Annotated in this window: 23 protein-coding genes; 17 read left to right on the top strand and 6 right to left on the bottom strand. The window is 39.9% G+C overall.

The window, feature by feature from the left end:
* Nucleotides 1-42 precede the first annotated feature (42 nt).
* The 13 genes from relA to rpoS all read left to right on the top strand — a co-directional run bounded on the left by relA (nucleotide 43) and on the right by rpoS (nucleotide 13,838).
* Nucleotides 43-2,280, top strand: a complete 2,238-nt coding sequence (gene relA, locus PVK70_RS04240; protein WP_130047761.1) for a GTP diphosphokinase — start codon at nucleotides 43-45, stop codon at nucleotides 2,278-2,280.
* A gap of 203 nt (nucleotides 2,281-2,483) precedes the next feature.
* Complete coding sequence (locus PVK70_RS04235; RefSeq protein ID WP_130047762.1) at nucleotides 2,484-3,617, top strand: flagellin; 1,134 nt, start codon at nucleotides 2,484-2,486, stop codon at nucleotides 3,615-3,617.
* Nucleotides 3,618-3,717: 100 nt separating this feature from the next.
* Nucleotides 3,718-4,539, top strand: a complete 822-nt coding sequence (gene mazG, locus PVK70_RS04230; protein ID WP_130047763.1) for a nucleoside triphosphate pyrophosphohydrolase — start codon at nucleotides 3,718-3,720, stop codon at nucleotides 4,537-4,539.
* A gap of 131 nt (nucleotides 4,540-4,670) precedes the next feature.
* On the top strand, nucleotides 4,671-6,311 hold the full coding sequence (locus PVK70_RS04225; RefSeq protein WP_130047764.1) for a CTP synthase: 1,641 nt from the start codon (nucleotides 4,671-4,673) through the stop codon (nucleotides 6,309-6,311).
* A gap of 79 nt (nucleotides 6,312-6,390) precedes the next feature.
* The gene (gene eno / locus PVK70_RS04220) at nucleotides 6,391-7,689 is read left to right on the top strand and encodes a phosphopyruvate hydratase (RefSeq protein ID WP_130047765.1); all 1,299 of its coding nucleotides are present in this window, start codon (nucleotides 6,391-6,393) and stop codon (nucleotides 7,687-7,689) included.
* Nucleotides 7,690-7,861: 172 nt separating this feature from the next.
* Nucleotides 7,862-8,146 carry a cell division protein FtsB gene (gene ftsB, locus PVK70_RS04215; RefSeq protein WP_130047766.1) on the top strand — a complete coding sequence of 95 codons (285 nt, stop codon included), beginning with the start codon at nucleotides 7,862-7,864 and terminating at the stop codon, nucleotides 8,144-8,146.
* 3 nt (nucleotides 8,147-8,149) lie between these two features.
* Nucleotides 8,150-8,866: a 2-C-methyl-D-erythritol 4-phosphate cytidylyltransferase gene (ispD, locus tag PVK70_RS04210; protein WP_130047767.1), complete on the top strand. Its 717-nt coding sequence runs from the start codon at nucleotides 8,150-8,152 to the stop codon at nucleotides 8,864-8,866.
* The gene (gene ispF / locus PVK70_RS04205; RefSeq protein WP_130044969.1) at nucleotides 8,866-9,342 is read left to right on the top strand and encodes a 2-C-methyl-D-erythritol 2,4-cyclodiphosphate synthase; all 477 of its coding nucleotides are present in this window, start codon (nucleotides 8,866-8,868) and stop codon (nucleotides 9,340-9,342) included. The genes ispD and ispF overlap by 1 nt, the downstream gene beginning before the upstream one ends.
* A gap of 12 nt (nucleotides 9,343-9,354) precedes the next feature.
* On the top strand, nucleotides 9,355-10,401 hold the full coding sequence (gene truD, locus PVK70_RS04200) for a tRNA pseudouridine(13) synthase TruD (RefSeq protein ID WP_130047768.1): 1,047 nt from the start codon (nucleotides 9,355-9,357) through the stop codon (nucleotides 10,399-10,401).
* A 30-nt stretch (nucleotides 10,402-10,431) separates the two neighbouring features.
* Nucleotides 10,432-11,193, top strand: a complete 762-nt coding sequence (gene surE, locus PVK70_RS04195; protein ID WP_130047769.1) for a 5'/3'-nucleotidase SurE — start codon at nucleotides 10,432-10,434, stop codon at nucleotides 11,191-11,193.
* On the top strand, nucleotides 11,193-11,819 hold the full coding sequence (locus PVK70_RS04190) for a protein-L-isoaspartate(D-aspartate) O-methyltransferase (protein WP_130044972.1): 627 nt from the start codon (nucleotides 11,193-11,195) through the stop codon (nucleotides 11,817-11,819). The genes surE and PVK70_RS04190 overlap by 1 nt, the downstream gene beginning before the upstream one ends.
* A 5-nt stretch (nucleotides 11,820-11,824) precedes the next feature.
* The gene (locus tag PVK70_RS04185) at nucleotides 11,825-12,820 is read left to right on the top strand and encodes a peptidoglycan DD-metalloendopeptidase family protein (protein ID WP_130047770.1); all 996 of its coding nucleotides are present in this window, start codon (nucleotides 11,825-11,827) and stop codon (nucleotides 12,818-12,820) included.
* A gap of 55 nt (nucleotides 12,821-12,875) precedes the next feature.
* On the top strand, nucleotides 12,876-13,838 hold the full coding sequence (gene rpoS / locus PVK70_RS04180; RefSeq protein WP_130047771.1) for an RNA polymerase sigma factor RpoS: 963 nt from the start codon (nucleotides 12,876-12,878) through the stop codon (nucleotides 13,836-13,838).
* A gap of 79 nt (nucleotides 13,839-13,917) precedes the next feature.
* Here the strand turns inward: rpoS and PVK70_RS04175 are convergent, their stop codons facing one another.
* From PVK70_RS04175 to PVK70_RS04165, 3 genes are read right to left on the bottom strand one after another with little or no spacing between them, the layout of a single operon-like run.
* On the bottom strand, nucleotides 13,918-14,553 hold the full coding sequence (locus PVK70_RS04175) for a CDP-alcohol phosphatidyltransferase family protein (RefSeq protein WP_130047772.1): 636 nt from the start codon (nucleotides 14,551-14,553) through the stop codon (nucleotides 13,918-13,920).
* Nucleotides 14,546-15,193 (bottom strand): ATP-binding cassette domain-containing protein, encoded by a 648-nt coding sequence (locus tag PVK70_RS04170; protein ID WP_130047773.1) that lies wholly within the window; start codon nucleotides 15,191-15,193, stop codon nucleotides 14,546-14,548. The genes PVK70_RS04175 and PVK70_RS04170 overlap by 8 nt, the downstream gene beginning before the upstream one ends.
* Nucleotides 15,153-16,850, bottom strand: coding sequence for an ABC transporter permease (locus PVK70_RS04165; RefSeq protein WP_207216407.1), 1,698 nt, complete (start codon nucleotides 16,848-16,850; stop codon nucleotides 15,153-15,155). Before PVK70_RS04165 ends, PVK70_RS04170 begins: the two co-directional genes overlap by 41 nt.
* Nucleotides 16,851-17,507: 657 nt before the next feature.
* On the opposite strand from PVK70_RS04165, the gene PVK70_RS04160 reads away from it, so the two are divergent.
* On the top strand, nucleotides 17,508-18,722 hold the full coding sequence (locus tag PVK70_RS04160; RefSeq protein ID WP_130047775.1) for a NupC/NupG family nucleoside CNT transporter: 1,215 nt from the start codon (nucleotides 17,508-17,510) through the stop codon (nucleotides 18,720-18,722).
* Between the two features lie 77 nt (nucleotides 18,723-18,799).
* Here PVK70_RS04160 and PVK70_RS04155 read toward each other — a convergent pair whose 3' ends face one another.
* Together PVK70_RS04155 and metA are read right to left on the bottom strand one after the other, a co-directional pair.
* Nucleotides 18,800-20,128 (bottom strand): anaerobic C4-dicarboxylate transporter, encoded by a 1,329-nt coding sequence (locus tag PVK70_RS04155; RefSeq protein WP_130047776.1) that lies wholly within the window; start codon nucleotides 20,126-20,128, stop codon nucleotides 18,800-18,802.
* Nucleotides 20,129-20,383: 255 nt separating this feature from the next.
* Nucleotides 20,384-21,322 (bottom strand): homoserine O-acetyltransferase MetA, encoded by a 939-nt coding sequence (metA, locus tag PVK70_RS04150; protein ID WP_130047777.1) that lies wholly within the window; start codon nucleotides 21,320-21,322, stop codon nucleotides 20,384-20,386.
* Between the two features lie 226 nt (nucleotides 21,323-21,548).
* Here metA and PVK70_RS04145 point away from each other — a divergent pair, with 226 nt between their 5' ends.
* Both PVK70_RS04145 and PVK70_RS04140 read left to right on the top strand, forming a co-directional pair.
* Nucleotides 21,549-21,965: a YeeE/YedE family protein gene (locus PVK70_RS04145; protein WP_130047778.1), complete on the top strand. Its 417-nt coding sequence runs from the start codon at nucleotides 21,549-21,551 to the stop codon at nucleotides 21,963-21,965.
* A gap of 9 nt (nucleotides 21,966-21,974) precedes the next feature.
* Nucleotides 21,975-22,406 carry a YeeE/YedE family protein gene (locus tag PVK70_RS04140; protein WP_130047779.1) on the top strand — a complete coding sequence of 144 codons (432 nt, stop codon included), beginning with the start codon at nucleotides 21,975-21,977 and terminating at the stop codon, nucleotides 22,404-22,406.
* Between the two features lie 77 nt (nucleotides 22,407-22,483).
* Here the strand turns inward: PVK70_RS04140 and PVK70_RS04135 are convergent, their stop codons facing one another.
* Nucleotides 22,484-22,903 carry a VOC family protein gene (locus PVK70_RS04135; protein ID WP_130047780.1) on the bottom strand — a complete coding sequence of 140 codons (420 nt, stop codon included), beginning with the start codon at nucleotides 22,901-22,903 and terminating at the stop codon, nucleotides 22,484-22,486.
* A 575-nt stretch (nucleotides 22,904-23,478) separates the two neighbouring features.
* Between PVK70_RS04135 and cadC the strand changes: the two genes are divergently transcribed.
* The gene (gene cadC, locus PVK70_RS04130; RefSeq protein WP_130047781.1) at nucleotides 23,479-25,101 is read left to right on the top strand and encodes a lysine decarboxylation/transport transcriptional activator CadC; all 1,623 of its coding nucleotides are present in this window, start codon (nucleotides 23,479-23,481) and stop codon (nucleotides 25,099-25,101) included.
* The last annotated feature ends 32 nt before the right edge of the window (nucleotides 25,102-25,133 follow it).

Genomic DNA, 25,133 nt, shown 5'->3' with positions numbered 1-25,133 from the left:
GTCTAAAAGAATCATTATAAAATTGGATTATAGGAAACGGACATGGTCGCAGTTCGCGGAGCACATCTTAAGGAAAATGAAGAGTTCGAGTTAGGTGAATGGATCGCCAGCCTTGAACAAGATAAAAACACCTCAAAAAAATTGACTGAGGTGTATAAGCAATGTGAAGAGTTAGTCGCTTCCCATGAAGAAGGACAGCTCTTGCTATGGCGTGGTCGTGAGATGATCGAAATATTGATCACCTTAAGTATGGACAAGCCAACACTTATTGCTGCTCAGTTATTCCCTTTAGTTTCCTCTGGTATTTTAGACAGAGAAACGTTAACTGAGAACTACAATAAAGAAATTGAAAAATTGATTGATGGCGTTGAAGAGATGGACGCTATTGGTCAATTAAATGCGTCTGTAGATGCAGAGTCAGCCTCTTCTCAGGTGGATAATATTCGTCGAATGCTACTGGCGATGGTGGACGATTTTCGCTGTGTGATCATTAAATTAGCAGAACGTATTTGCAATTTACGTGAAGTGAAAAATGAACCAGATGAAGTGCGCCGTGCTGCAGCAAAAGAGTGTAATAACCTATATGCACCATTAGCAAACCGTTTAGGTATTGGTCAATTAAAGTGGGAAATTGAAGATTACTCTTTTCGTTACCAACACCCTGATACTTATAAAAAAATTGCCAAGCAATTGTCTGAGCGACGCATTGTTCGAGAACAGTATATCGAAGATTTTGTCACCGGTCTTAGTGATGAAATGCAAGAGTACAACATCAATGCAGAGGTGAGTGGACGTCCTAAACACATCTACAGTATTTGGCGCAAGATGCAGAAAAAGAGCTTAGCATTTGATGAGCTGTTTGATGTGCGTGCGGTTCGTATTATTGCAGACAAACTGCAAGATTGTTATGCGGCTCTTGGTGTTGTTCATACCAAATTTAAGCATTTGCCAAGTGAATTTGACGATTATGTAGCGAATCCTAAGCCTAATGGATATCAGTCTATCCACACCGTGGTATTAGGCCCAGAAGGGAAGACGATTGAAATTCAGATCCGTACCAAGGATATGCATGAAGACTCAGAGCTAGGCGTTGCCGCGCACTGGAAATACAAAGAAGGTTCATCAAACAGCAGTCGTAGTGGTTACGACGAAAAAATTACATGGCTACGTAAGCTGCTTGATTGGCAAGAAGAGATGTCTGATTCTGGCGAAATGCTGGATGAACTTCGCAGTCAAGTATTTGATGACCGTGTTTATGCCTTTACGCCTCGTGGCGATGTCGTCGATTTACCAATGGGCGCAACACCGTTAGATTTTGCGTACCACATACACTCAGAAGTCGGACATCGTTGCATTGGTGCAAAAGTAGGGGGACGAATAGTTCCATTTACGCATCAATTGAGCATGGGTGATCAAGTTGAAATTATCACACAAAAAGAGCCGAACCCATCACGAGATTGGTTAAACCCAACATTAGGTTTTGTTAACTCAGGCCGTGCTCGCGCTAAAATTAACGCATGGTTCAGAAAGCAGAGTCGAGAGAAGAATCTTGATGCAGGTAAAGAGATCTTAGAAACAGAGCTTGCTAAGATTGGCGGTACATTAAAAGACGCTGAGCGCTATGCACTTAAGCGTTTTAATGTGAACTCGACAGATGAGCTTTTTGCAGGCGTTGGCAGCGGTGACTTACGTATTAACCAAGTGATTAATCATATTAATGCGTTAGTGAATAAACCGACTGCTGAGCAAGAAGATCAAAAGGCACTCGAACAACTGCAAGAGTTAGAAGCCAAAGCACAAGCACAAGCTCAAGCGCAAAATAAAAAGCGTAATGATGCGGTTGTCGTTGAAGGGGTTGATAACTTAATGACTCACCTTGCTCGTTGTTGTCAGCCGATCCCTGGAGATCCAATTGCCGGCTACATTACACAAGGGCGCGGCATTTCGGTTCACCGCAGCGATTGTGATCAATTAAACGAACTTCGTCATCATGCTGCTGAACGTATTATTGACACGGTGTGGGGCACAGGTTTTGAAGGGTCTTACATACTGACACTACGAGTGACAGCAATGGATCGTTCAGGTTTGCTAAAAGATCTTACCAGCTTGTTTGCCAATGAAAAAGTGAAAGTCTCTGGGATGAAGAGCCGGAATGATCATAAGAAACAGCTGTTGATCATGGACTTTGATCTTGAAGTTTTTAATGCTGATATCTTAGGGCGATTGCTCACACGAGTAGAGCAAGTGAAGGATGTAATAGAAGCTACACGACTTTCATAATAAATTTATCACTTGAATAGCTATCGTTAACTTATTGATAAATAATGTTTATCTTTTAAAGCCGAATGCATTTAATTGCATTCGGCTTTTTTATTGAAAAAAAATCTCAAGTTCTGAAATGGCAGGCCGTAAATATAGGTATCAACGATGAATTATAGGCTTCTATCCTATAACAATAAGTGAAGCCGACCGGAGCAAACATTATGTCAATTTCAGTAAATACAAACATCTCAGCAATGACAGCACAACGTTACATGAACAATGCAACTGCTGCACAAACTGACTCAATGGAGAAATTGTCTTCAGGTTCAAAAATCAACAGCGCTGCTGATGATGCTTCTGGTCTGCAGATCTCAAATCGTATGACAGCACAAACTCGTGGCTTAGACGTTGCGGTTCGTAACGCTAACGACGGTATGTCAATTGCGCAAACAGCAGAAGGCGCAATGAAAGAAACAACGAATGTTCTTCAACGTTTACGTGATTTATCTCTTCAATCAGCGAATGGTTCAAATACAGACGCAGATCGTCAAGCAATGCAAGAAGAAGCAAGTTCACTAACTGATGAACTGAACCGTATTGCAGAAACAACTTCTTTTGCTGGTACCCGTTTAATTAATGGCGAGTTTGGCACAAAATCTTTCCAAATTGGTGCTGATTCAGGTGAAGCAGTAGCAATGACATTAAACAGCATGCGTGCTGACGAAGCGACAATGGGTGGTAAATCTTACTTCGCTGAAGAAGGTCGTGATATCAACTGGAAAGTAGGTGCAGAAAACACGCAGTTTAATGTGACATACAATGATAAAAACGGTAATCCTCAAGAAATCAACATCTCAGCAAAAGCAGGTGATGATATTGAAGAATTAGCAACTTACATTAACGGTCAAACAAACGAGTTAAGCGCATCGGTAACTGAAGATGGCGTACTGCAAGTATTTATGTCAGGTGAAACTATCTCTTCACCATTAGAGTTCAATGGCTCTCTAGCGAATGAATTAAAAATGGGTGGCGAGTCGGACGATACTGTAGCATCTATGGACCTAACAACCGTTGGTGGTGCACAGCGTTCAATTGATGTGATTGATGCCGCTCTAGAATACGTTGATGGTAATCGTGCTTCATTAGGTGCATTCCAAAACCGTTTTGAAAGTGCAGTTAAAAACTTAACTAACATTAACGAAAACATCACGGATTCAAATAGCCAAATTAAAGACACTGATTTTGCTAAAGAGACAACAAACTTAACGAAGACACAAATTTTAAGTCAATCAAGTTCGTCAATTTTGGCACAAGCAAAACAAGCGCCAAGCATGGCAATGAGCTTATTAGGTTAAGTTAACAAAAAGCCTTCTTAATTTAAGGCGAATGTATTTTTAAAAAAGCGGTGACTATAATGGTCACCGCTTTTTTTGTTTTTAAATCGAAGGGATAGATATGGCCGCTCAAAATAACATTGAACAGTTACTCTCAATAATGGCTCAATTAAGAGATAAAGAATTAGGTTGTCCGTGGGATAGAAAGCAGACGTTTGATTCTATTATCCCCCATACAATAGAAGAGACTTATGAAGTGGTAGATGCGATTCATAAGAAGGACTGGAGCAATTTAAAAGAAGAGTTAGGGGATTTACTATTCCAAGTTATTTTTTATGCGCAAATGGCGAAAGAGGAGGGGTTATTCGATTTTAATGATGTAGTAGATACACTAAATGAAAAGTTGGTTCGTCGCCATCCACACGTCTTTGGAGACGAAGTGTTCTCATCAGAAGAGGAGATAACAGCGAATTGGGATAAAGTGAAGCAACAAGAGCGCTTAGAAAAAGAAGCGTTAAATAACATATCCCAAAAGCAAGGAAGCATATTAGATTCAGTGCCTACCGCTTTACCTGGGTTATTACGAGCAAATAAAATCCAGAAGCAGTGTGCTAAAATTGGTTTTGATTGGGATGAATTACAGCCAGTTGCAGATAAAGTAAATGAAGAAGTGGCAGAGGTGTTAGAAGAGGCACTGAAAAAGCCGAGAAATGAAGCCAAACTGGAAGAAGAATTGGGGGATTTACTTTTTGCTACAGTAAATTTTTCACGTCATTTAGGAAAAAATCCAGAGCAAGCTTTATGTAAAGCAAATGATAAATTTGAACGCCGTTTTCGTCAAATTGAAGCGAACGTCGCCAAAAAGAATAAAAAAATAGAGCAATGTGATTTAAATGAACTAGACTCTGAATGGGAAAATGTGAAGCGAAGCGAGCGGAATTGATTTGGAGCAAAAAATAAATCAATTAACTGTGATACTTTTCACGTTGTGGCGATAAAGCGGTTCTGGTATATTCACTTCCCGTCCAGATGAAATCCATTTTTATTCCTCATTACACCAATTTCAGGTAACGTATGACGACGAATTACATTTTTGTAACTGGCGGGGTTGTATCCTCACTAGGTAAAGGTATTGCAGCAGCATCATTAGCAGCTATTCTTGAAGCTCGTGGCTTAAAAGTCACTATGATGAAGCTTGACCCATACATCAACGTTGATCCAGGCACAATGAGCCCAACTCAACACGGTGAAGTATTCGTCACGGAAGACGGCGCAGAAACAGATCTAGACTTAGGTCACTACGAGCGCTTCATCCGCACCAAAATGACTAAGCGTAACAACTTTACCGCTGGTCGTGTATACGCAGATGTTCTACGTAAAGAACGTCGCGGTGACTACTTAGGTGCAACAATCCAAGTTATCCCTCATATTACTAATGCGATTAAAGAACGTGTTATTTCAGGCGCTGAAGGCCACGATATCGCAATCGTAGAAGTTGGTGGTACCGTTGGTGATATCGAATCTCTACCGTTCATGGAAGCGATTCGTCAGCTAGCAGTAGAGTTAGGCCGTGAGCGTGCTATGTTTATGCACTTAACACTGGTTCCTTACTTAGGCGCTGCAGGCGAGCTTAAAACTAAGCCAACTCAACACTCAGTAAAAGAACTACTATCTATCGGTATCCAACCAGATATCCTAGTTTGTCGTTCTGATCGTGTTATCCCAGCGAACGAACGTAAGAAAATTGCTCTTTTCTGTAATGTTCAAGAAAAAGCAGTTATCTCAATGAAAGACGTAGATTCAATCTACAAAATCCCACAACTTATCAAAGCACAAGGTACTGATGATCTAGTATGTCAACGCTTTGGTATTACAGCTCCTGAAGCTGATCTTTCTGAGTGGGAACAAGTAATTTATGAAGAAGCGAACCCAACTGGTGAAGTTACTATCGGTATGGTTGGCAAATACATTGAATTACCAGACGCTTACAAGTCAGTAAACGAAGCATTAAAACATGCGGGCTTGAAAAACCGTCTAAACGTCACTATTAAATATGTAGATTCACAAGATGTAGAATCTAAAGGTACTGAAATCCTAGAAGGTCTAGACGCAATTCTAGTTCCTGGTGGTTTCGGTGACCGCGGTGTTGAAGGCAAGATCCTTGCTGCTCAATACGCTCGTGAAAATGAAGTACCATATTTAGGAATCTGTCTAGGTATGCAAGTTGCGTTAATTGAATATGCGCGTAACGTTGCTAATATGGAAGGGGCTCACTCTTCTGAATTCTCTAAAGACACTAAGTTCCCTGTAGTTGGTTTAATCACTGAGTGGATTGATGGCGACGGCAACGTTGAAGAGCGTACTGAGAAATCAGATCTAGGCGGTACAATGCGTCTTGGTTCTCAACTATGTCACCTTGCTAAAGGTTCAAAAGCTCGTGAGCTTTACGGTAACGCAACTGTTGAAGAGCGTCACCGTCACCGTTATGAAGTAAATAATAATTTACTTCCTCAGCTTGAAAAAGCCGGTCTTAAGATTTCTGGCCTATCAGCTGATAAGAAGCTGGTGGAAATTATTGAAATCCCTAACCACCCATGGTTTGTGGCTGCTCAATTCCACCCAGAATTCACATCAACACCTCGTGATGGTCACCCATTATTTGAAGGTTTTGTTAAAGCTGCGGGCGTAAATGCACGCGGTGAATTCGAAAAGTAATAGGATATTACGGATAGCTGCTCAATGTTGTAGCAGCTATTTTTAGCTTTTAAATTAAAGATAAAGTAGAGGAAACACAATGTCTAAGATCGTTAAAGTTCTAGGTCGTGAAATCATCGATTCTCGTGGTAACCCAACAGTTGAAGCTGAAGTTCACCTAGAAAGTGGTTTTGTAGGTATGGCTGCTGCTCCATCTGGCGCATCTACAGGTTCTCGTGAAGCTCTTGAGCTACGTGATGGTGACAAATCTCGTTTCCTAGGTAAAGGTGTTCTTAAAGCTATCGCAGCTGTAAATGGTCCAATCGCAGAAGCTCTAATCGGCAAAGACGCGAAAAACCAAGCTGAAATCGACCAAATCATGATCGATTTAGATGGTACAGACAACAAAGCAAACTTCGGTGCTAACGCAATCCTTGCTGTTTCTCTAGCGAATGCTAAAGCAGCTGCAGCAGCTAAGTCTATGCCTCTTTACGCTCACATTGCTGACCTAAACGGCACTCCAGGCGTATTCTCTATGCCTCTACCAATGATGAACATCATCAACGGTGGTGAGCACGCTGATAACAACGTTGACATCCAAGAGTTCATGATCCAACCAGTTGGCGCTAAAACTCTTAAAGAAGCTCTACGTATCGGTGCTGAAGTATTCCACAACCTAGCTAAAGTTCTTAAGTCTAAAGGCTACAGCACTGCAGTTGGTGATGAAGGTGGTTTCGCTCCTAACCTTAAATCTAACGCTGAAGCTCTAGAAGTTATCGCAGAAGCTGTTGCAGCTGCTGGTTACGAGCTAGGTAAAGACGTTACTCTTGCTATGGACTGTGCTGCTTCTGAGTTCTTCAACAAAGAAGACGGCATCTACGACCTTAAAGGCGAAGGTAAGAAATTTACTGCTGAAGAGTTCAACCACTACCTAGCTGGTCTTGTTGAGCAATTCCCAATCGTATCTATCGAAGATGGTCTTGACGAGTCTGATTGGACTGGTTTCAAACACCAAACTGAACTTCTAGGCGACAAAATCCAACTAGTTGGTGACGATCTATTCGTTACAAACACTAAGATTCTTGCTCGTGGTATCGAAGAAGGCATCACTAACTCAATCCTTATCAAGTTCAACCAAATCGGTTCACTTACAGAGACTCTAGCTGCAATCAAGATGGCTAAAGATGCTGGTTTCACAGCAGTTATCTCTCACCGTTCTGGCGAAACTGAAGATGCAACAATTGCTGATCTAGCAGTTGGTACAGCTGCAGGTCAAATCAAAACTGGTTCTATGAGCCGTTCTGACCGTGTTGCTAAGTACAACCAACTAATCCGTATCGAAGAAGCTCTAGGTGAACTAGCGCCATTCAACGGTCTTAAAGAAGTTAAAGGTCAATAATCTCAATTTTTGAGAGTATGACTTGATTCTTTAATCGTTCGATTAGAATTTAGATATAAAAACCGTCTCATTTGAGGCGGTTTTTTTTATTTCAGTAAGACAGCTAGTGAAGTTCTAATGATGGATTGATATAGTTAGCTTTCTTTTATCATTTCTTATTTTCGGAGCCATTATGCGTACATTTGCCATTTTCTTATTGATTGCTTTAGGGTGGTTGCAATACACCTTATGGTTTGGAAAAAATGGAATGTCCGATTATTCGCAAGTATCAAGTGATGTCGCTTTACAAGAAGAAGTGAATCAAGGGCTTAGAAATCGTAATCAACAGATGTTTGCTGAGATTGACGATTTGAAAAAAGGCTCAGAAGCGATTGAAGAAAGAGCCCGTCATGAACTGGGAATGATAAAAAAAGGCGAAACTTTTTACCGAATCATAGATGAAAATAGTGAGGGTTAATTGATGACATCAACCAAGCCGTCTTCTATTGTTGCAATAGTTCCAGCAGCAGGTGTTGGTAGCCGCATGAAAGCGGATCGCCCAAAGCAATATTTAGTTTTAAATGGAAAAACCGTTTTAGAGCATACCATCGAACAGCTCCTTTCTTATCCTTTGATTGAAAATGTGGTTGTTGCTATTACAGATGGAGATCCCTACTTTCCTGAGCTCGCTATTGCGCAAGACAGTCGTGTTATTCGAGTCTCTGGTGGTAAAGAAAGAGCCGACTCCGTATTATCCGGCCTATTGTATGTTCAAGAAAATCAATTAACTGAATGGGTTATGGTCCATGATGCCGCTCGTCCTTGCATCCGTCATTCTGATATTGAAAAGTTGATTGATGACGTTATTCCAGAGCACGTAGGCGGTATATTAGCGACGCCTGTTCGGGATACAATGAAACAAGCAAATACAGATACAACAATAGAGAAGACTATCGATCGTAGTGTATTATGGCATGCACTTACGCCACAGTTATTTACCACAGAACTGCTTTATTTAGCTTTAAAAACAGGGCTAGATAAGGGGCTATCAATAACCGATGAATCTTCAGCTATTGAGTTGATGGGGCATCAACCTAAATTGGTTCAAGGCCGTGCCGATAACTTAAAGATCACCCAGCCAGAAGATCTTGATTTAGCAGCGTTCTATCTTCAAAAAATGAAAAAGGAAACCAAATAATGAGAATTGGACACGGATTTGATGTACATAAATTTGGTGGTGAAGGCCCTGTAATTATCGGCGGGGTTAGCGTTCCTTATGAACAAGGGCTTATTGCGCACTCTGATGGTGATGTTGCTCTGCACGCTTTATGTGATGCCTTATTAGGCGCGATTGCAGAAGGTGATATCGGTCGTCATTTCCCAGATACTGATGATAAATGGAAAGGGGCGGATAGCCGAGCTTTGCTAAGAGATGTTTATCGCAGAGTAAAAGAGAAAGGTTTAGTGCTAGGTAACGCTGATGTCACTATCATTGCTCAGGCACCTAAAATGGCTCCTCATATTCAAGCTATGTGTGCTGCTATTGCCGAAGATTTAGAAACCGGCTTAGACAACGTGAATGTAAAAGCAACAACATCTGAACGTCTAGGTTTTACAGGAAGAAAAGAAGGCATTGCTTGTGAAGCAGTAGTGCTATTAGTTAACGCATCTTAAGAGATTCATACTATGTCAGACATTATGTCTACTTTTTCGTGGTTATACGGAAAGCCAGTGGCGACAGGTAAATTAAAGCAATTACCTGAGCATTTTATCGTTAAAGAAGTATTAGGTTTTACGTTCACAGGAAAGGGTGAACACTTAATGGTTAAGATCCGTAAAACGGGTGAAAACACTAAGTATGTAGCAAACGAGCTAGCAAAGTTTTGTGGTGTAAAATCAAAAGATATTAGTTGGGCTGGCCTTAAAGACCGTCATGCAATAACAGAGCAATGGTTGAGTGTTCATTTACCAAAAAGTGATCATCTTAAATTTGCTTTGTTTGAAGCTACGCACCCAGGTGTTGAAATTTTAGAAATGACGCGCCATAACAAAAAATTGCGTCCTGGTGATCTTCTAGGAAATAGCTTCCAGTTAATTGCAACTGAAGTGAGTGACATGGAAGATGTATTGGCTCGTTTAGAAAAAGTGAAGTTAACTGGAGTGCCAAACTATTTTGGTGCTCAACGTTTTGGTCATGAAGGCAATAACGTAACAGAAGCTCGCCGTTGGGGTCGTGAAAATGTACGAACTCGTGATAATACAAAACGTAGCTTCTATTTATCAGCCGCTCGTTCATGGATTTTCAATCATATTGTTTCTCAAAGAATAACAGAGGGTTACTTCACTCAGCCAGTTGATGGTGATATTCTCCTTGATGAAAATGGTCGTACGGTTAATGAGAATGTAACCTCGGAAGAGAATATTCAAAAAGTTCAAAATGGTGACTGGTCAATTAGTGCTGCATTAGCAGGTGATAATCAATTACCAACAAGTGAAACTGCATTAACTCTAGAGCAACCACAACTTGATGCTGAACCAGATTTAATGGCCTTGATCCGTGGTAACCGTATGCGCCATGAGCGTCGTGCTGTTGAGTTACATCCAGAGAATCTTAGTTGGTCAGCTGAAGGCGATACGTTAACGCTTAATTTCTCTTTAACATCGGGCAGTTTTGCAACCGTAATTATGCGTGAACTATTACAAGAAATTGAAGTAGAACGTACATACGAGTAATTCAATTTTAAAGAAAGGAATGGAGATAGAGTGAATAAGTTACGCATATTGTTAAGTAATGATGATGGTGTCTTTGCTGAGGGGATAAATACTCTCGCGGCCGTATTATCAGATATTGCGGATATTACCATTGTTGCTCCTGATCGTAATCGTTCTGGTGCATCAAATTCATTAACTCTTGAATCTCCACTTCGAGTTCGCCAAATTGAAACAAATATTCATTCAGTGCAAGGCACACCAACCGATTGTGTACACTTTGCATTGAATGAATTAATGAAAGACAACCTACCTGATTTAATTATTGCTGGTATTAATCATGGTGCGAATCTGGGAGACGATACGCTTTATTCCGGAACGGTTGCTGCCGCAACAGAAGGGCACTTTCTTGGATTACCCGCAATTGCCATGTCATTAGTAGGGCGTAATCATTTTGATACCGCCGCTCAAGTTGCCTTAGAGTTAGTGCGCAATCATATAGAAAAACCGCTAACAACGGAGAGAGTATTAAACGTTAACGTCCCCGATTGTGCTTATGCACAAATAACGTCTTGGGAAGTGACTCGTTTAGGTGCAAGACATCATTCAGAAAGTATGATTAAAGCAACAGATCCTCGTGGCGAAACGATTTATTGGTTAGGCCCTCCTGGTAAAAAACAAGATGCAGGCAAAGGGACTGATTTTTATGCAATTAAACATAATCAGGTGTCGATTACTCCGCTGCAGGTCGATTTAACCGCTCATGACTCCTTGGCCATGATGGCGGATTGGTTATCAATAGAGAGTGCTAAATAATGAATAATTCGCGTACTGAATTGCTTGTTCAATTTTTACGTCAAAAAGGCATTCAAAATGAGCTGGTACTGGCTGCAATTCGAGCTTTACCGCGCGAGCGCTTTGTATCTGAAGCATTAGCTCATCAAGCTTATCAAAATAATGCGCTTCCTATTGGTGAAGGGCAGACAATCTCTCAACCTTATATTGTCGCTAAAATGACAGAGCTTCTTGCTTTGCAACGTGATTCTACTGTTCTTGAGATTGGTACCGGGTCGGGCTATCAGACTGCGGTATTAGCGCAATTACTTGATCATGTAAACTCAGTAGAGCGTATTAAATCATTACAATGGAATGCAAAACGGCTTTTAAAACAGCTAGATATTTATAATGTATCAACAAAGCATGGCGATGGTTGGCAAGGTTGGGCAAGCAAAGGTCCATTTGATGCGATAATTGTAACCGCTGCTGCTGAGTCCATTCCTAATGACTTATTATGGCAACTTAAAGATGGGGGACGATTAGTGATCCCTATCGGTGAGGAAACACAGCATTTATTGCTTATTCTTCGACATGGTGATGAGTTCAGCTCTGAAACTATTGAAGAGGTACGCTTTGTTCCATTAGTTGCAGGTGAATTAGCATAGTAGTAATGAATAAGATGATATTTATCCCCTCTCGTTTGTGGCTCATGGCTGCACTTTTTAGTTTATTACTTTCGGGTTGCTCTATGGGGCCGCACCGTCCTGCTCCCGTATCTAGTGTTAATAATACGAGTACTTCCTCTTATGGGGGCGCTGAACGTGGTAGCTATCGAGGCAGTTATTATCGAGTGGAAAAGGGAGATACACTGTATTTTATCTCTTATGTTACCAATAAAGATGTCAAAGAATTGATTGCCTATAATGAACTTCAAGCACCATATGTGATTCACCCAGGACAAAAAATAAAATTATGGGGCCCTAAGTATGTCGCTCCGGCTTATGGTGATGATGGGCATTTAGTTAGTAAAAAGAACACCTCCCCAACAACCACTGCAACAGCGGTTGCGGTAGTTCCTGTTACTAATAATAAGCCTGTCAGTAGCTCGAAATCGGTAACGCCAAGCAATAAAAAAACATCAACTGCTCAAAAAGAAAGCACGAAAAAGGTTGAAAATCCGAAACCTAAGGAGTATGTTGATTCTAACAAATCGATAACATCTTCTAAGCCAAAGCCGGTTGCGAAACCTGCACCAAAACCGACGCCTAAACCAAAGCCGGTAGAAAAAAAATCGGAAAAGGTTGATTCTTGGTTATGGCCAACAAAAGGAAGAGTTATTGCTAAGTTTTCAACAGGAGACCAAGGTAATAAAGGGATCGATATTGCAGGTCAACGAGGCCAAGATGTCATCTCAACCGCAAAAGGAACGGTAGTTTATGCGGGTAATGCACTAAGAGGTTATGGCAATTTAATTATAATTAAACATAACGATGATTACTTAAGTGCTTATGCTCATAACGAATCACTTTTTGTTAAAGAAGGTCAAAATATCGCTGCGGGACAAAAAATCGCATCAATGGGTAGCTCAAGTACGAGCAGTGTTCGTTTGCATTTTGAGATCCGCTTTAGAGGGAAATCGGTAAATCCACAACGGTATTTACCGTAACAAGGATGACATAGCTGAGTTGTAATGTCTTGCTGGCTCGCCATGGGGAGGCGCTATGAGTAAAAGCAATGCAGTAACTAAAGAAGTTGAAGAGTTCGATTTAGAGACGATTAATGACAATGAGGTTGTTATTGAGGATGAATCGGAACGCCTTGAGGTAAGTAGTTCGCAAAAAGTAATGGATGCAACGCAACTATACTTAGGTGAAATTGGCTTTTCTCCACTACTAACAGCAGAAGAAGAAGTTTATTTTAGTCGCTTAGCCTTAAAAGGAGACGAAGCAGCACGAGCTCGAATGATTGAAAGTAATCTTCGATTAGTGGTTAAAATTGCCCGTCGATACAACCACCGTGGCTTGGCATTATTAGACTTAGTTGAAGAAGGTAATCTTGGGCTAATTCGTGCGGTTGAAAAGTTTGACCCAGAAAGAGGTTTCCGCTTTTCTACTTATGCGACATGGTGGATCCGTCAAACGATTGAGCGTGCGATTATGAATCAAACGCGAACTATCCGCTTGCCTATTCATGTCGTTAAAGAGTTGAATGTCTACTTGCGTGCAGCACGTGAGTTGTCACAAAAACTTGACCATGAACCGACACCTGAAGAAATTGCAGAAAAGCTCGATAAACCAGTGAGTGACGTCAGCCGTATGTTACGCCTTAATGAGCGAGTTACGTCTGTTGATTCCATGGTTGGTGGTGAATCGGATAAAGCGCTTCTGGATATTATTCCTGATACTAAACATTGTGATCCAGAGTCTGAAACCCAAAAAGACAACATAAATGCTTCTCTTGTTGGTTGGCTTGGTCAACTCAATCCAAAGCAGAAAGAAGTTGTTGCTCGACGCTTTGGTCTGCTTGGCTATGAAACGGCAACGTTAGAGCAGGTCGGTAAAGAGATAGGATTGACGCGTGAGCGAGTAAGGCAGATCCAAGTAGAAGGTTTGCGTCGATTAAGAGAAATCATGACGCAACAAGGTTTAAATATGGAAACACTATTTGCCGTAGAGGAATATTAACCCTTACTCTAACCTTAATAAGTAAATGATAAATAAAAGCCACAGTGATTTTTTATTACTGTGGCTTTTTCCTTTTAGACTAGGTATTAATATTATCTTGTTCTTCGCTTTCCTTTAGTGTGTGGAATCCTGACCAAATTCGATTAAAGGTAGTTATCCAGCACAGAGAAGAATAAATATAAGCAATGATGGCAAAATGAGCAGGAAAAAGGCAGAACAATACAAAACAAGCAATGGTTTCAGTTCCCTCCGTTAAACCACTCATATAATAAAGAGATTTGTTTTTATAGATTGGATTTTCAATGTTTCGCTTTCCAGCCATAGAGGCAAATGCTAAAAAGCTGCTTCCTGTGCCAATGAAAGAGAAAATTAAGAAAGCACCCGCAATCGCATTTTGTTCAGGGTTAGCGAGAACAAACCCAAATGGAATTAAAGAATAAAACAAAAAGTCTAAGCTGATATCAAGAAAACCACCAGAGTCAGTAATGCCATTAATCCTCGCGAGTGCACCATCAAGTCCATCACAAACGCGATTTAAGACAATTAAAACCAATGCCAAATGGTATTGTTGAAATATTAATGCAGGGAAGGCTAAACAGCCTAGAGCAAAGCCAAAAAGTGTTGTTTGATTTGCAGTGATCCCCAGTTTATCTAACCCAATGGCAGACATAGCCAGGGATTTTCGGATTAATTGAATGCTGAATTTATCAAGCATGAGGGCTCTCCATTGGCCAAATCAATTGTTGACTGTTTTTTGGTACATCATCAACATCATGAGTCACGAGTAATGTCGGTATATTTGCTTCTGCTAACTGTTCAAACACCCAATCACGAAATTGTACTCGTAGCGCTTTATCCAGTTTACTAAAAGGCTCATCTAGTAAGGCAACAGCCGGCTTAGCAAGTAACATTCTCACAAGACTTATTCGCGCTCGTTGTCCCCCTGATATTTGGTCAGGGAAGGCATTGGCAAGTTCGTTTAAATGTATGTGATTCAGTGCATTAAGAGCCTCTGCTTTCCGTTGCGGACCTTTGATGTTATTGGGTAATGCAAAAGCAAGATTCTCCCAAATACATAAATGGGGAAACAGCAGATCTTCTTGAAATAAGATCCCAACCTTCCTTTCGTGAGAAGTAAGATGAGTAATTGTATTGCCGTTAACTTGAATATCACCAGTATAAGAAAAATCTTGAGCTAGGTGTCCTGCGATAACACTTAATAATGTTGATTTCCCACAACCGCTAGGGCCCATAACACTGAGCGTTTCTCCTTTTTGAATTGAAAAAGAACAATCCGTTAATAATGGTGAACTGTTACGAGTGAGTATGCTGAGATTTGTTATTGATAGACTCATTACTCATCACTTTCCTTGTTGTTGAATTAAGATGAGAACGACGTGAATAGTGCCGTCCAATAAAGAGTGCCAAGCTAAAGAAAACAAACGGCAACAATGCTTGCCATAGTCCATATAAGGCAGTAATTCGGCGATCAAAGCCGCTTGATAAGGCGACGGCTTCGGTTGTTAATGTCATTATTCTGCCTGCACCAAGCATTTGAGTCGGGAGGTACTGAGCAAGGCTTACGCTTATTCCCACAGCCCAAGCATACAAAATAGCAGGAAGCAGTAAAGGGAGTTTTATTTTTATCCAACATTGCAGTGGTGATTTACCAAGACTTAGTCCGGTTTGTGTTAATCGTTGATCAAAACTACGCCAAGGGCCATCTAATGCTAGAAAAACATAAGGAAAAGCAAAAAAAACATGAGCCCAAATAACCCAAAGCCAATAAGAATCACTTGAGAAATAAAGCGCACTGACTTGAATACCAAAAAGAAGTGAGAGTTGTGGTATCAACATAGGAACAGCAATCAAAATCGATGGGATATGCCAACGGTATTTCAATTTATATTCATGACCAAGTAAAGCGAAAATAAGAGCCAGAGATGACGAGATAACGGCAATAATAATGCTGTCAGCGATAACGGGAAATAGCGTAGTCCATTCACTTTCCCAAAAGCGTAAGGTGAATTGTGTCGGTAATAAATTAGGAAAACGCCATCGCTGAGAGGCACTCCATAACATCATTATAGGAAGTGAAAGTGCGACAATGCCACTAAGGCTAACAAAAAGAGATAGGCCAGGAAGGCGAATTCCCACTCTTCCCGATATTTGCCAATGACGGCAGTGTTGCGTTATTCCCCACTCTAAAAAACGATGTAATCCAATAAGTAATAAGCAAAGTAAAAGAAGGATCATAGCGCCAGCCGCTGCTCTGGGTTGTAATTGAATATCAGGGTCACTAAACCATTGCCAGACTAATACTGCAAAGGTAGGAGGATTGGTTGAACCAAGGATCAAACTGACATCAACAACGGATACGCTATAGGCAATTACCGCTAATATTGGAAAGCGGGCTTTTCTTAACCATTGTGGAAAAATACATTTCCACCAAATCTGATGTCGTTGATACCCAAGACTGGCTGCAACTCTCTCTGATTTATCCACCTGTAATTGCTGCATTATAGGAATACTCATCAGCAGTAAAAAAGGCACTTCTTTAATAATTAAAACCAGAATTAACCCAATGTTAGCAGCATCATTGATAATGACAGGGAACTCAAATACCCAAAAAGGATTCAGGAGCCTTGCTATCATTCCAGTTGGTGAAAAAAGAAAAGCAAAGCCAATAGCAAAAGCAACATGAGGCATAGCAAGCAGTGGGGATAGTAAAGGTTCTACTTTTTTCCAAACAGGTTGCTGCCAAGTGGCTTGTAGAATAGCAAATGCAACAATACAAGAAACAAAAGTACTAACAAAAGCACTAGTAAGTGTTAGGAATATTGAATGTGAAACGCCACTCCATTCGAGAGCAGATAAATAACCGTCTAGTGAAAATGTAGACAGACCAATAGAGGGCATATAACTCAATGAAGCGCTCAATACGCCGAGCACACCAGGAGCAATAGGAAGAATGCACACAATAACAAGAAAAATATAGAAAATAGGTAATATCATGGTCTTGCTATTAATGCCTTAGTTAAGAGTTAGATTACTTCAAACATCAAGAAGTAACTTATGCCATACAGTGTTACCGGCGTGAACGGTGTAAAGCTAAAAGTAAACTAATTAGTTCATTTTTGGAAGTGCTAATTTTGATAGAGTTTTTTTGTTACCAATATCAAAATGTAATGGCATCTTCCATTTTTGTATTGATAGAAAAAGAAAAATGACAGCATTTGCCATTTTGAGGCCTTATAGCTGGGGGGCTCTTTATATTAACTCTAGCATGCTTGGCTTGATGAACTTATGTGATATTCGTAGTTAATGCGTTTTTTCGTTATTTTTGTAACCATTTGTTTTTGTAGTTTGTGTATATTTGCTGTGAATATTTTTCAGATAAGTAAAATTTGTGATTTAATTCACATATTTCGTGATTTTAAATCTGCTCTATGTATACTCCTACCCCCAATACAAGCCGTCACATGGAACAGTGAATGACCCCAAGGACTTGGACCAGCTACTGTTAAACAGCTTGTAAGGGTAATCAATGAACATACTTATTTCTATCATCACTTCCTCTTGGTGTAGTCACTCCTCACCGATCTCGTCATCTACGATGGCAACCCCTTTTGTTTCTTCTTTTTATTCTAAAATTTCATAGGCGTAATTATGACTATTTTATTTAGCCTATTAGGCATGTGTGCACTTATCTTTTGTGCATGGGTATTTTCTGAGAAACGTTCAGCAATTAATTGGAAGACCGTATCTAGAGCCTTTTTATTACAACTCTCTTTTGCTGCTCTGGTGTTGTATTTTCCATGGGGGCAGGCCGCATTGGCAGGATTAAGTAATGGCGTCGCTAGCCTACTTGGTTTTGCTGATGAAGGTATTGCTTTCTTATTTGGTGATTTAGCTTCCAGTGGTTTCATTTTTGCAATTCGTGTTCTTCCTATCATTATCTTTTTCAGTGCTCTTATCTCCGCGTTATATTATTTAGGCATCATGCAAAAAGTCATCGCAATTCTTGGCGGTGCAATTCAAAAATTCCTCGGTACAAGTAAAGTAGAATCTCTCGTTGCAACTGGTAACATCTTCCTTTCTCAAGGTGAATCTCCCCTTCTTATTCGTCCATTCCTAGCTCAAATGACACGTTCTGAACTGTTTGCTGTAATGGCGGGTGGTATGGCATCGGTTGCTGGTAGTGTGCTTGGCGGTTATGCAGGTTTAGGGGTAGAGCTTAAATACCTAATCGCAGCAAGCTTCATGGCAGCACCTGGTAGCTTATTAATGGCGAAGATTCTAGTCCCAGAGCAAGCGACTCCTGTTGATCAGCATGAACTAACCATTGATAAGAGTGAACAAAGTAATGTGGTGGATGCGCTAGCAAGTGGTGCAATGAACGGCATGAAAGTCGCGGTTGCTGTAGGTACTATGCTAATTGCGTTTGTGAGTGTTATCGCAATGGTAAACAGTGGCCTAGAAATGGTGGGTGAATGGTTTGGTTTTGCGGGCATTACACTGCAAACATTATTCGGTTACTTGTTTGCACCTGTTGCATGGATCATTGGTGTACCTAAGCATGAAATGATCATGGCGGGTTCTTATATCGGTCAAAAAGTAGTACTGAATGAGTTTGTTGCTTTCATCGACTTTGTTCAACATAAAGATCAATTATCTGCTTATACTCAAGTTATTATCACGTTTGCATTATGTGGTTTTGCTAACATTGGTTCTATTGCGATTCAATTAGGCTCTATTGGTGTGATGGCTCCTGAGCGTCGTGCTGAAGTTGCGAACATGGGTTTTAAAGCGGTACTGGCTGGTACGTTAGCTAACTTGATGAGTGCATGTTTAGCGGGTCTATTCTTTAGTTTATCGATGTAATTACTTTAAGCTAAAACAAAGCCCATGCAGTATGAGAATACGCATGGGCTTTTTTATTTTTTAAATGACTATTTTAATTAACCAATTACTATTTGGCCTAATACATAGCCAAGTATACAGGCAGAAACTACCCCGATTAAACCGACTGACATAAATGAGTGGTTAAAGTAGTACTTACCAATTTTGGTTGTTCCTGAGCTATCAAAGTTCACCGTTGCAATGTCTGATGGGTAGTTCGGAATGAAGAAATAACCATATACCGCAGGCATTAAACCAATCACCAAGGCAGGCTCTAATCCTAGAGCAAGACCAACAGGTAACATCATACGAGCCGTTGCGGCTTGTGAGTTTACTACAACAGATACAATGAATAATGCTAAAGCAAACGTCCAAGGATGCAGCGTAACCATATCTACAATGCCCGCTCTAAACTGAGGCATCGCATATTGGAAATACGTATCAGACATCCATGCGATACCAAATATAGCGATTGCCGCAACCATACCTGATTTAAATACCACACCATTAGGCACATCACGAGGATCGGTTTTCGTTGCCAATAGAATGACACCACCAAACGCCAGCATCATCATTTGGATAACAACAGACATTTTGATTGGCGCACCACCTTCGGTGATCGTTCTCACTTCTGGCCACATTGCGATAACAACGATAGAAACAATCGCACCTAAAAAGATAAGTACTGCGTTGCGTGCTGTTGTTGGTAGTTTCTCATCTAAAGAAGTTGATGTTGTATTTAAGATTTTTTCACGCCAAACAGGATCTTTTAAACGAGCTTGGTATTCTTCATCATCTTCTAACTCTTTACCACGGCGTAAGCTGTAAAGCGCTAACATTAATGTACCGAATAGCGTGGCAGGCACGGTTACCAGTAAGATAGACATTAGAGTAATGGAAGCGTCAATATCCACTAGTTGTGCTAGATAATACACAACCGCAGCAGAAAGAGGTGAGGCTGTAATAGCGATTTGAGAAGCGACAGAAGCCGCGGCCATTGGGCGCTCAGGACGAATGCCATTCTTTAATGCCACATCACCAATGATAGGCATAATAGAATAAACAGCATGACCAGTACCTAGTAGGAATGTCATTGCATAGGTAACAAAAGGGGCAATGATGGTGACGCGTTTAGGGTTCTTTCTTAAGATCCGCTCAGCCACTTGTAACATGTATTTCAACCCACCTGCCGCTTCTAATATAGAGGCACAAGTAACAACGGCTAAAATGATTAACATGACGGTGACTGGCGGAGAGGTTGGTGGCATTTTGAAGATAAAGACTTCAATCACCAAACCAATCCCAGAGACAACCCCTAAGCCAATTCCACCAAATCGGGAACCGATATAGAGTACGAGTAATAAAAAGAGAAATTCAAAATACAACATAGATCCACCTGCATAAATTTTATTTATAATTAAAATCAACTACAGACATTAATACCTTATATTTCATGGGGTTTAATTGAGCGAGTTCTCATTTAGATTGTTGTTGGTTTTATAAATAGAGGCTTGGTTGATCTGAATTAAATGAAAGGTCATTTTTTATCAAAAAAAGAAAAAATGGGCGCTACCTATCGGATTGTATTAGCTATCATATGTTGGGGTTTGGGTATTAACTAAGAGCTAATACCCAAAATTAGATTAATCTCGAGTGAAGTTTTGTTCTGAGAAATGCTCAAGATCGTACGGTGTTTGTTGGTAAACACAGTAATTGAGCCAGTTAGAAAACAGCAAGTGTCCGTGACTGCGCCACGTTGCTTTAGGGGGGAGTTCAGGATTGTCATCAGGATAGTAATTTAGTGGGATGGTTGGTTCCATGCCTTCACCAAGATCACGAATGTACTCATTATGCAGAGTAAAAGAGTCGTATTCAGGATGACCTGTAACAAACACATTTCGTTTATCTTTAGTTGCTGCTAAGTAGACCCCAGCTTGTTCAGACGTTGCTAGAATATCTAAATCAGTATGTTCGCTTAAATATTTAGCTGAGAAATCAGCGTAACGAGAGTGAGGCGCTAAAAATTGATCATCGAAACCTCGTAAAATAGGGTGGTGCTGATCGAGATTATCATGATTATACACGCCGGATAACTTCTCTTTACGTGTACGTTTTGGTAAATCATAAAGCAGTTTTAAGCCAGCTTGTGCAGCCCAACAAACATAGAGGCTTGAAGTTACATGATCTTTTGCCCATGTCATAATGGTTTGTAAGTGATCCCAATAAATCACATCTTCAAATTGCACTAAACCTAATGGTGCGCCAGTGATGATCAGTCCATCAAAGTTACGATTTTTAATGCCTTCAAATTGACGATAAAAAGTATCTAAATGCTCGGTTGGTGTATTTTTACTGGTGCGATTATCAATGCGTAATAGCTCTACATCTACTTGCAGTGGGCTATTAGAGAGTAAGCGTAAAAATTGAGTTTCTGTTTCAATCTTCTTTGGCATCAAATTTAAAATGATCACCTTCAAAGGACGAATGGCTTGCGTGGTGGCACGAGATTCTTGCATGATAAAGATATTCTCTTCACGCAATATTTCAGCAGCAGGGAGTTGATCTGGTATTTTTATCGGCACAACTTATCCTTAAGTTATTTTTTATCTGTAGCATTCTATACGTCTATACCCCTAAACTACCTTATTCCTTCTTGAGTGTCGAGGCTGTGTTTTGTTCATTTCAATTTTTTATCAATAACAACTTTAGTGATAATTAATTTACCATCTACTAATTAAGGGTTGACTAATATTAATTTGGACCGTATTCTAAATATATGTGTTTAATAAATAACCGAACGGTGTAGTGATGACGATTCCATGGAGCTCTTTATTTGGCGGTATGTTGCTAGGTGTATCTGCAACGTTACTGCTTTTACTTAACGGTAAAATTGCGGGTATTAGTGGTGTACTTACAGGGTTAATGACACCGAAAAAACGCGATTATGCATGGCGATGGTTATTTGTTATTGGCATGGTAAGTGGTAGTTTAGTTGGGGTTTATTTTTTAGGCGCGGAAGTGCCAAAAGAATATCAAACTTCAATCAGTATGCTTATTGTTGCAGGTTTACTGGTGGGTATTGGTACTCGTTTAGGTAATGGTTGCACAAGTGGCCATGGTATTTGTGGTATTGGGCGTTTATCCGTTCGCTCAATGGTTGCCACTGTAGTCTTCATGTTTGTTGCAGCGATAACTGTGTTTGTTCGATTGCATGTACTTTACTAAGGGATGGTTATGAATAATGTATTGTTTCGTTTAGTTGCGCTTATCTCTGGCCTTCTATTTGGTTTAGGTATGGCAATATCTGGCATGGCTGATCCTGCAAAGGTGATTGGCTTTTTAGATGTCGCTGGTCACTGGGATCCAAGCTTGATGTTTGTAATGGGAGGGGCGCTATTGGTGTTCATGCCTGCGTACTTTCTATTGATTAAATCAAAAGCAAAACCACTCAATGCTGAAGAATTTTGTTTATCTACCAGCAAAAAAATTGATGCGAAATTACTATCAGGTGCAGCCATCTTTGGTCTAGGTTGGGGGATTGCTGGAGTTTGTCCTGGGCCTGCGGTATCAAGTTTAGGCCTTGGAAATGGTGATGTTGTTATATTCATTTTTGCCATGATGTTAGGGTTAGGAAGTACTCACTTTATTCTTAATCGAAATACATAACACCGAACCGTCCTCAAGGAGGAGCTAATCTCAGCATTAGCTCCTTTGCATTTATTTAAGTACGGATAACCTATTATTTACTCATAGAAATAGCGTTCTTCTTCTTTATCACTACTGTATTCGACTAATTCCCATTCAAAGTGTGCTTTATCATAAAAATATAAGCGTCTGCCATGCTTCTCTCGCATGATCTCTCCATTCTGCTCATACCCTAAAGCCAGCAGTTTCTCTTGGATTTTGTCTAAATCTTCAACGATTAAGCCGATATGATTAATCCCTATGTTTTGATATGGATGGCGCGTGTCTTCCGAACTATTCATCTCATGTGGCTCTTGTAGAGCAAAATAGCAGTGGGAATTACCAATATGAGCCCAGCGACGCCCATCATCAAATGTATTATCTACTTTAATACGAAAGTCGGGTGCTGCATTTAGCAAAAAAGCAGTAGCGGCATCGATGTTGAGTACTGTGATATTTGCGTGTTCAAATCGTGTCATAGAGACTCCTTGTCATTGACTTATCTTGTTAATGTCCGTTCACTTTAAAACCTCAACTTAACTGTAGGTCAACCGTTTATTTTTTGTTTTCTTCTTAAGGTATGCGGAGATCCATTTCTCTTAGTTGGTGGATATATTAATAATTTTTTAGCTTTTATTTATCCTTATTATTTTAAATGTATAAAAAATGATGAGTTGAGATTTCCTAATCTATTTATATCCTATTTATGTTGTATTCATATTGGATGAATTTCATTCATACTAACAACCGAACTGTTAATCGAGTGGATAAAAAAACAATAGTGAATCATACAACGTTTGGCTCTATAGACTGGTATTTTTTTATTTTGAAAATCATGATCTTATAATTTATTGGCGTTATTTTTTACCGTTCTCCTTTGCTTGGATCCTAAGATTTCATTTTTGAAAGGGAAATCTCATATAAAAGAGAGTTAGGGTTATCTATAATCAATTTTTCATTTTATATAGACGTAAATATCACGCTAAAGATTATTATTTTTGAGGCGTTTATTTCACTCGTTTTATATTAATACCTAATTAATTATGAGTATCTTATGGTCGGGATCTGTTTTCAAATTAATGACTGGACACTAGTTATTGAAGAAAATAAGTTGTATCGCCAAGATAGGGAAGTCTCAGTCGAACCTCGTTTAGTCAACTTATTACAGTTTTTAGCCCAGCATTCCGGGGAAGTATTTTGTCGTGATGAACTGATTAAGCACGTCTGGGATGGTGCATTTGTCACTGACCAAGTCGTAACGCAATCAGTATTTGAGCTACGAAAAATATTACGTGATGGTCGATTAGACAATACTCGCTATTTAGTCACTGTGCCTAAACGAGGGTATAAACTGGTTGCTGAAACTCATCAGGTTCGTCTTGAAGATACCCCATATTGGAAGCCGTGTGATGGTGCAAAATTACCGTTAGAGAACGTAGTGTCATCAGATGGTGATTCGCAAGACATACATCAACACCAAGAAACAGAATCGCAGAGTGTATTGCCTTTTCCCGCTGCGCCACTTACTCGTTCTGTAACGGCAATTTCAGATCACGTAAATAGTGAAAAGAAAAAACAAGGTGAAAGCTTTAATAGCTTACATCGTTGGAAGCTACTCGCGTTTGATGGTTTTTTAATTCTTGTATTAATAGCCGTTATCTTTTCTGTGACCTATCAACAAACATCAACACATATTACCAAAGCTATTGATACTGATTTAATTGAATTTACCTTTCATACTAGTCGAAATGATAACAATGAAACTGAGTCTCTCGCTGATGGAATAAGCCAAAAATTAATGGCTGATTTAGCAAGCATTGGTGACTATCGCGTTCAATTAAACAAAACGACTTTTACCACTGGGATATTGCCTGGGAAAGCGGTGAATGTTCGTGTTGAGGAGCAGCAAAATAAAACGTATTTGGATGTAGAGTATCGCAGTAATACTTCAAATCGAGTCCTGTTTAGCCGTCAATATTTAATGACTAATGCAAATCTTGAGCATGTATTACGTCAGTCTTCTTTAGATTTAATGAGCGCGCTTAATGTCAAAATAACAGAAGCCGAGATGGATAGATTGATGCTTGGTTTACCGAAAGAGCATGGCTTACTTGAAATGCTTATTCGAGCGAATCATTTTATTAATCAGTCTGATCCCGCAGAGTTTGAACAAGGGATTGATTTATTAGAGAAAATTTCGTTAGCTGAGCCAAATAATGATTATGTACTTTCAGAGTTATACATTGCTTATAATGCTTTCTCTGCGTTAAATCCTGAATTGGATCTCGATGATAATACCACTAAGATCGAAAAGTTAAGTCAGGACCTAGCATTACGTTATTCGACGTTAAATGAAGAGGTGTTGCCTTCTCGTATCTATGAAGCACTAGCAATGATAGCAATTAAGCAAGATAACAAAGAGGTTGCAGCTGAATATTTAACCTTGGCATTTAAGCATAGAGAGTCCGCATTCTCATACATACTAGAAGGGAAGTTAGCAGAGTTGAATGGGAATTTAGATAAAGCAGGAGATGCATACAGCAGAGCTTTCTTTATGGATACGTCTCTTGAAACTTATATGTTAAGTGAAAATCTTGCGTTCTATAGTGACTTAGAGACCGTCGCTTATTTTATGTATCGAGCGGTTAATCCAAGTGAAGTTCGTTTACTGGGATGATTGGTATAAATAAGAAAAGCCCGTCGAACTTA

It is taken from the genome of Aliivibrio sp. A6, from assembly GCF_028765505.1.
In the GTDB taxonomy this organism is placed as follows: domain Bacteria; phylum Pseudomonadota; class Gammaproteobacteria; order Enterobacterales; family Vibrionaceae; genus Aliivibrio; species Aliivibrio finisterrensis_A.
Note: the sequence above shows the minus strand (reverse complement) of the source record. Positions and strands in the feature narration are given on the sequence as shown.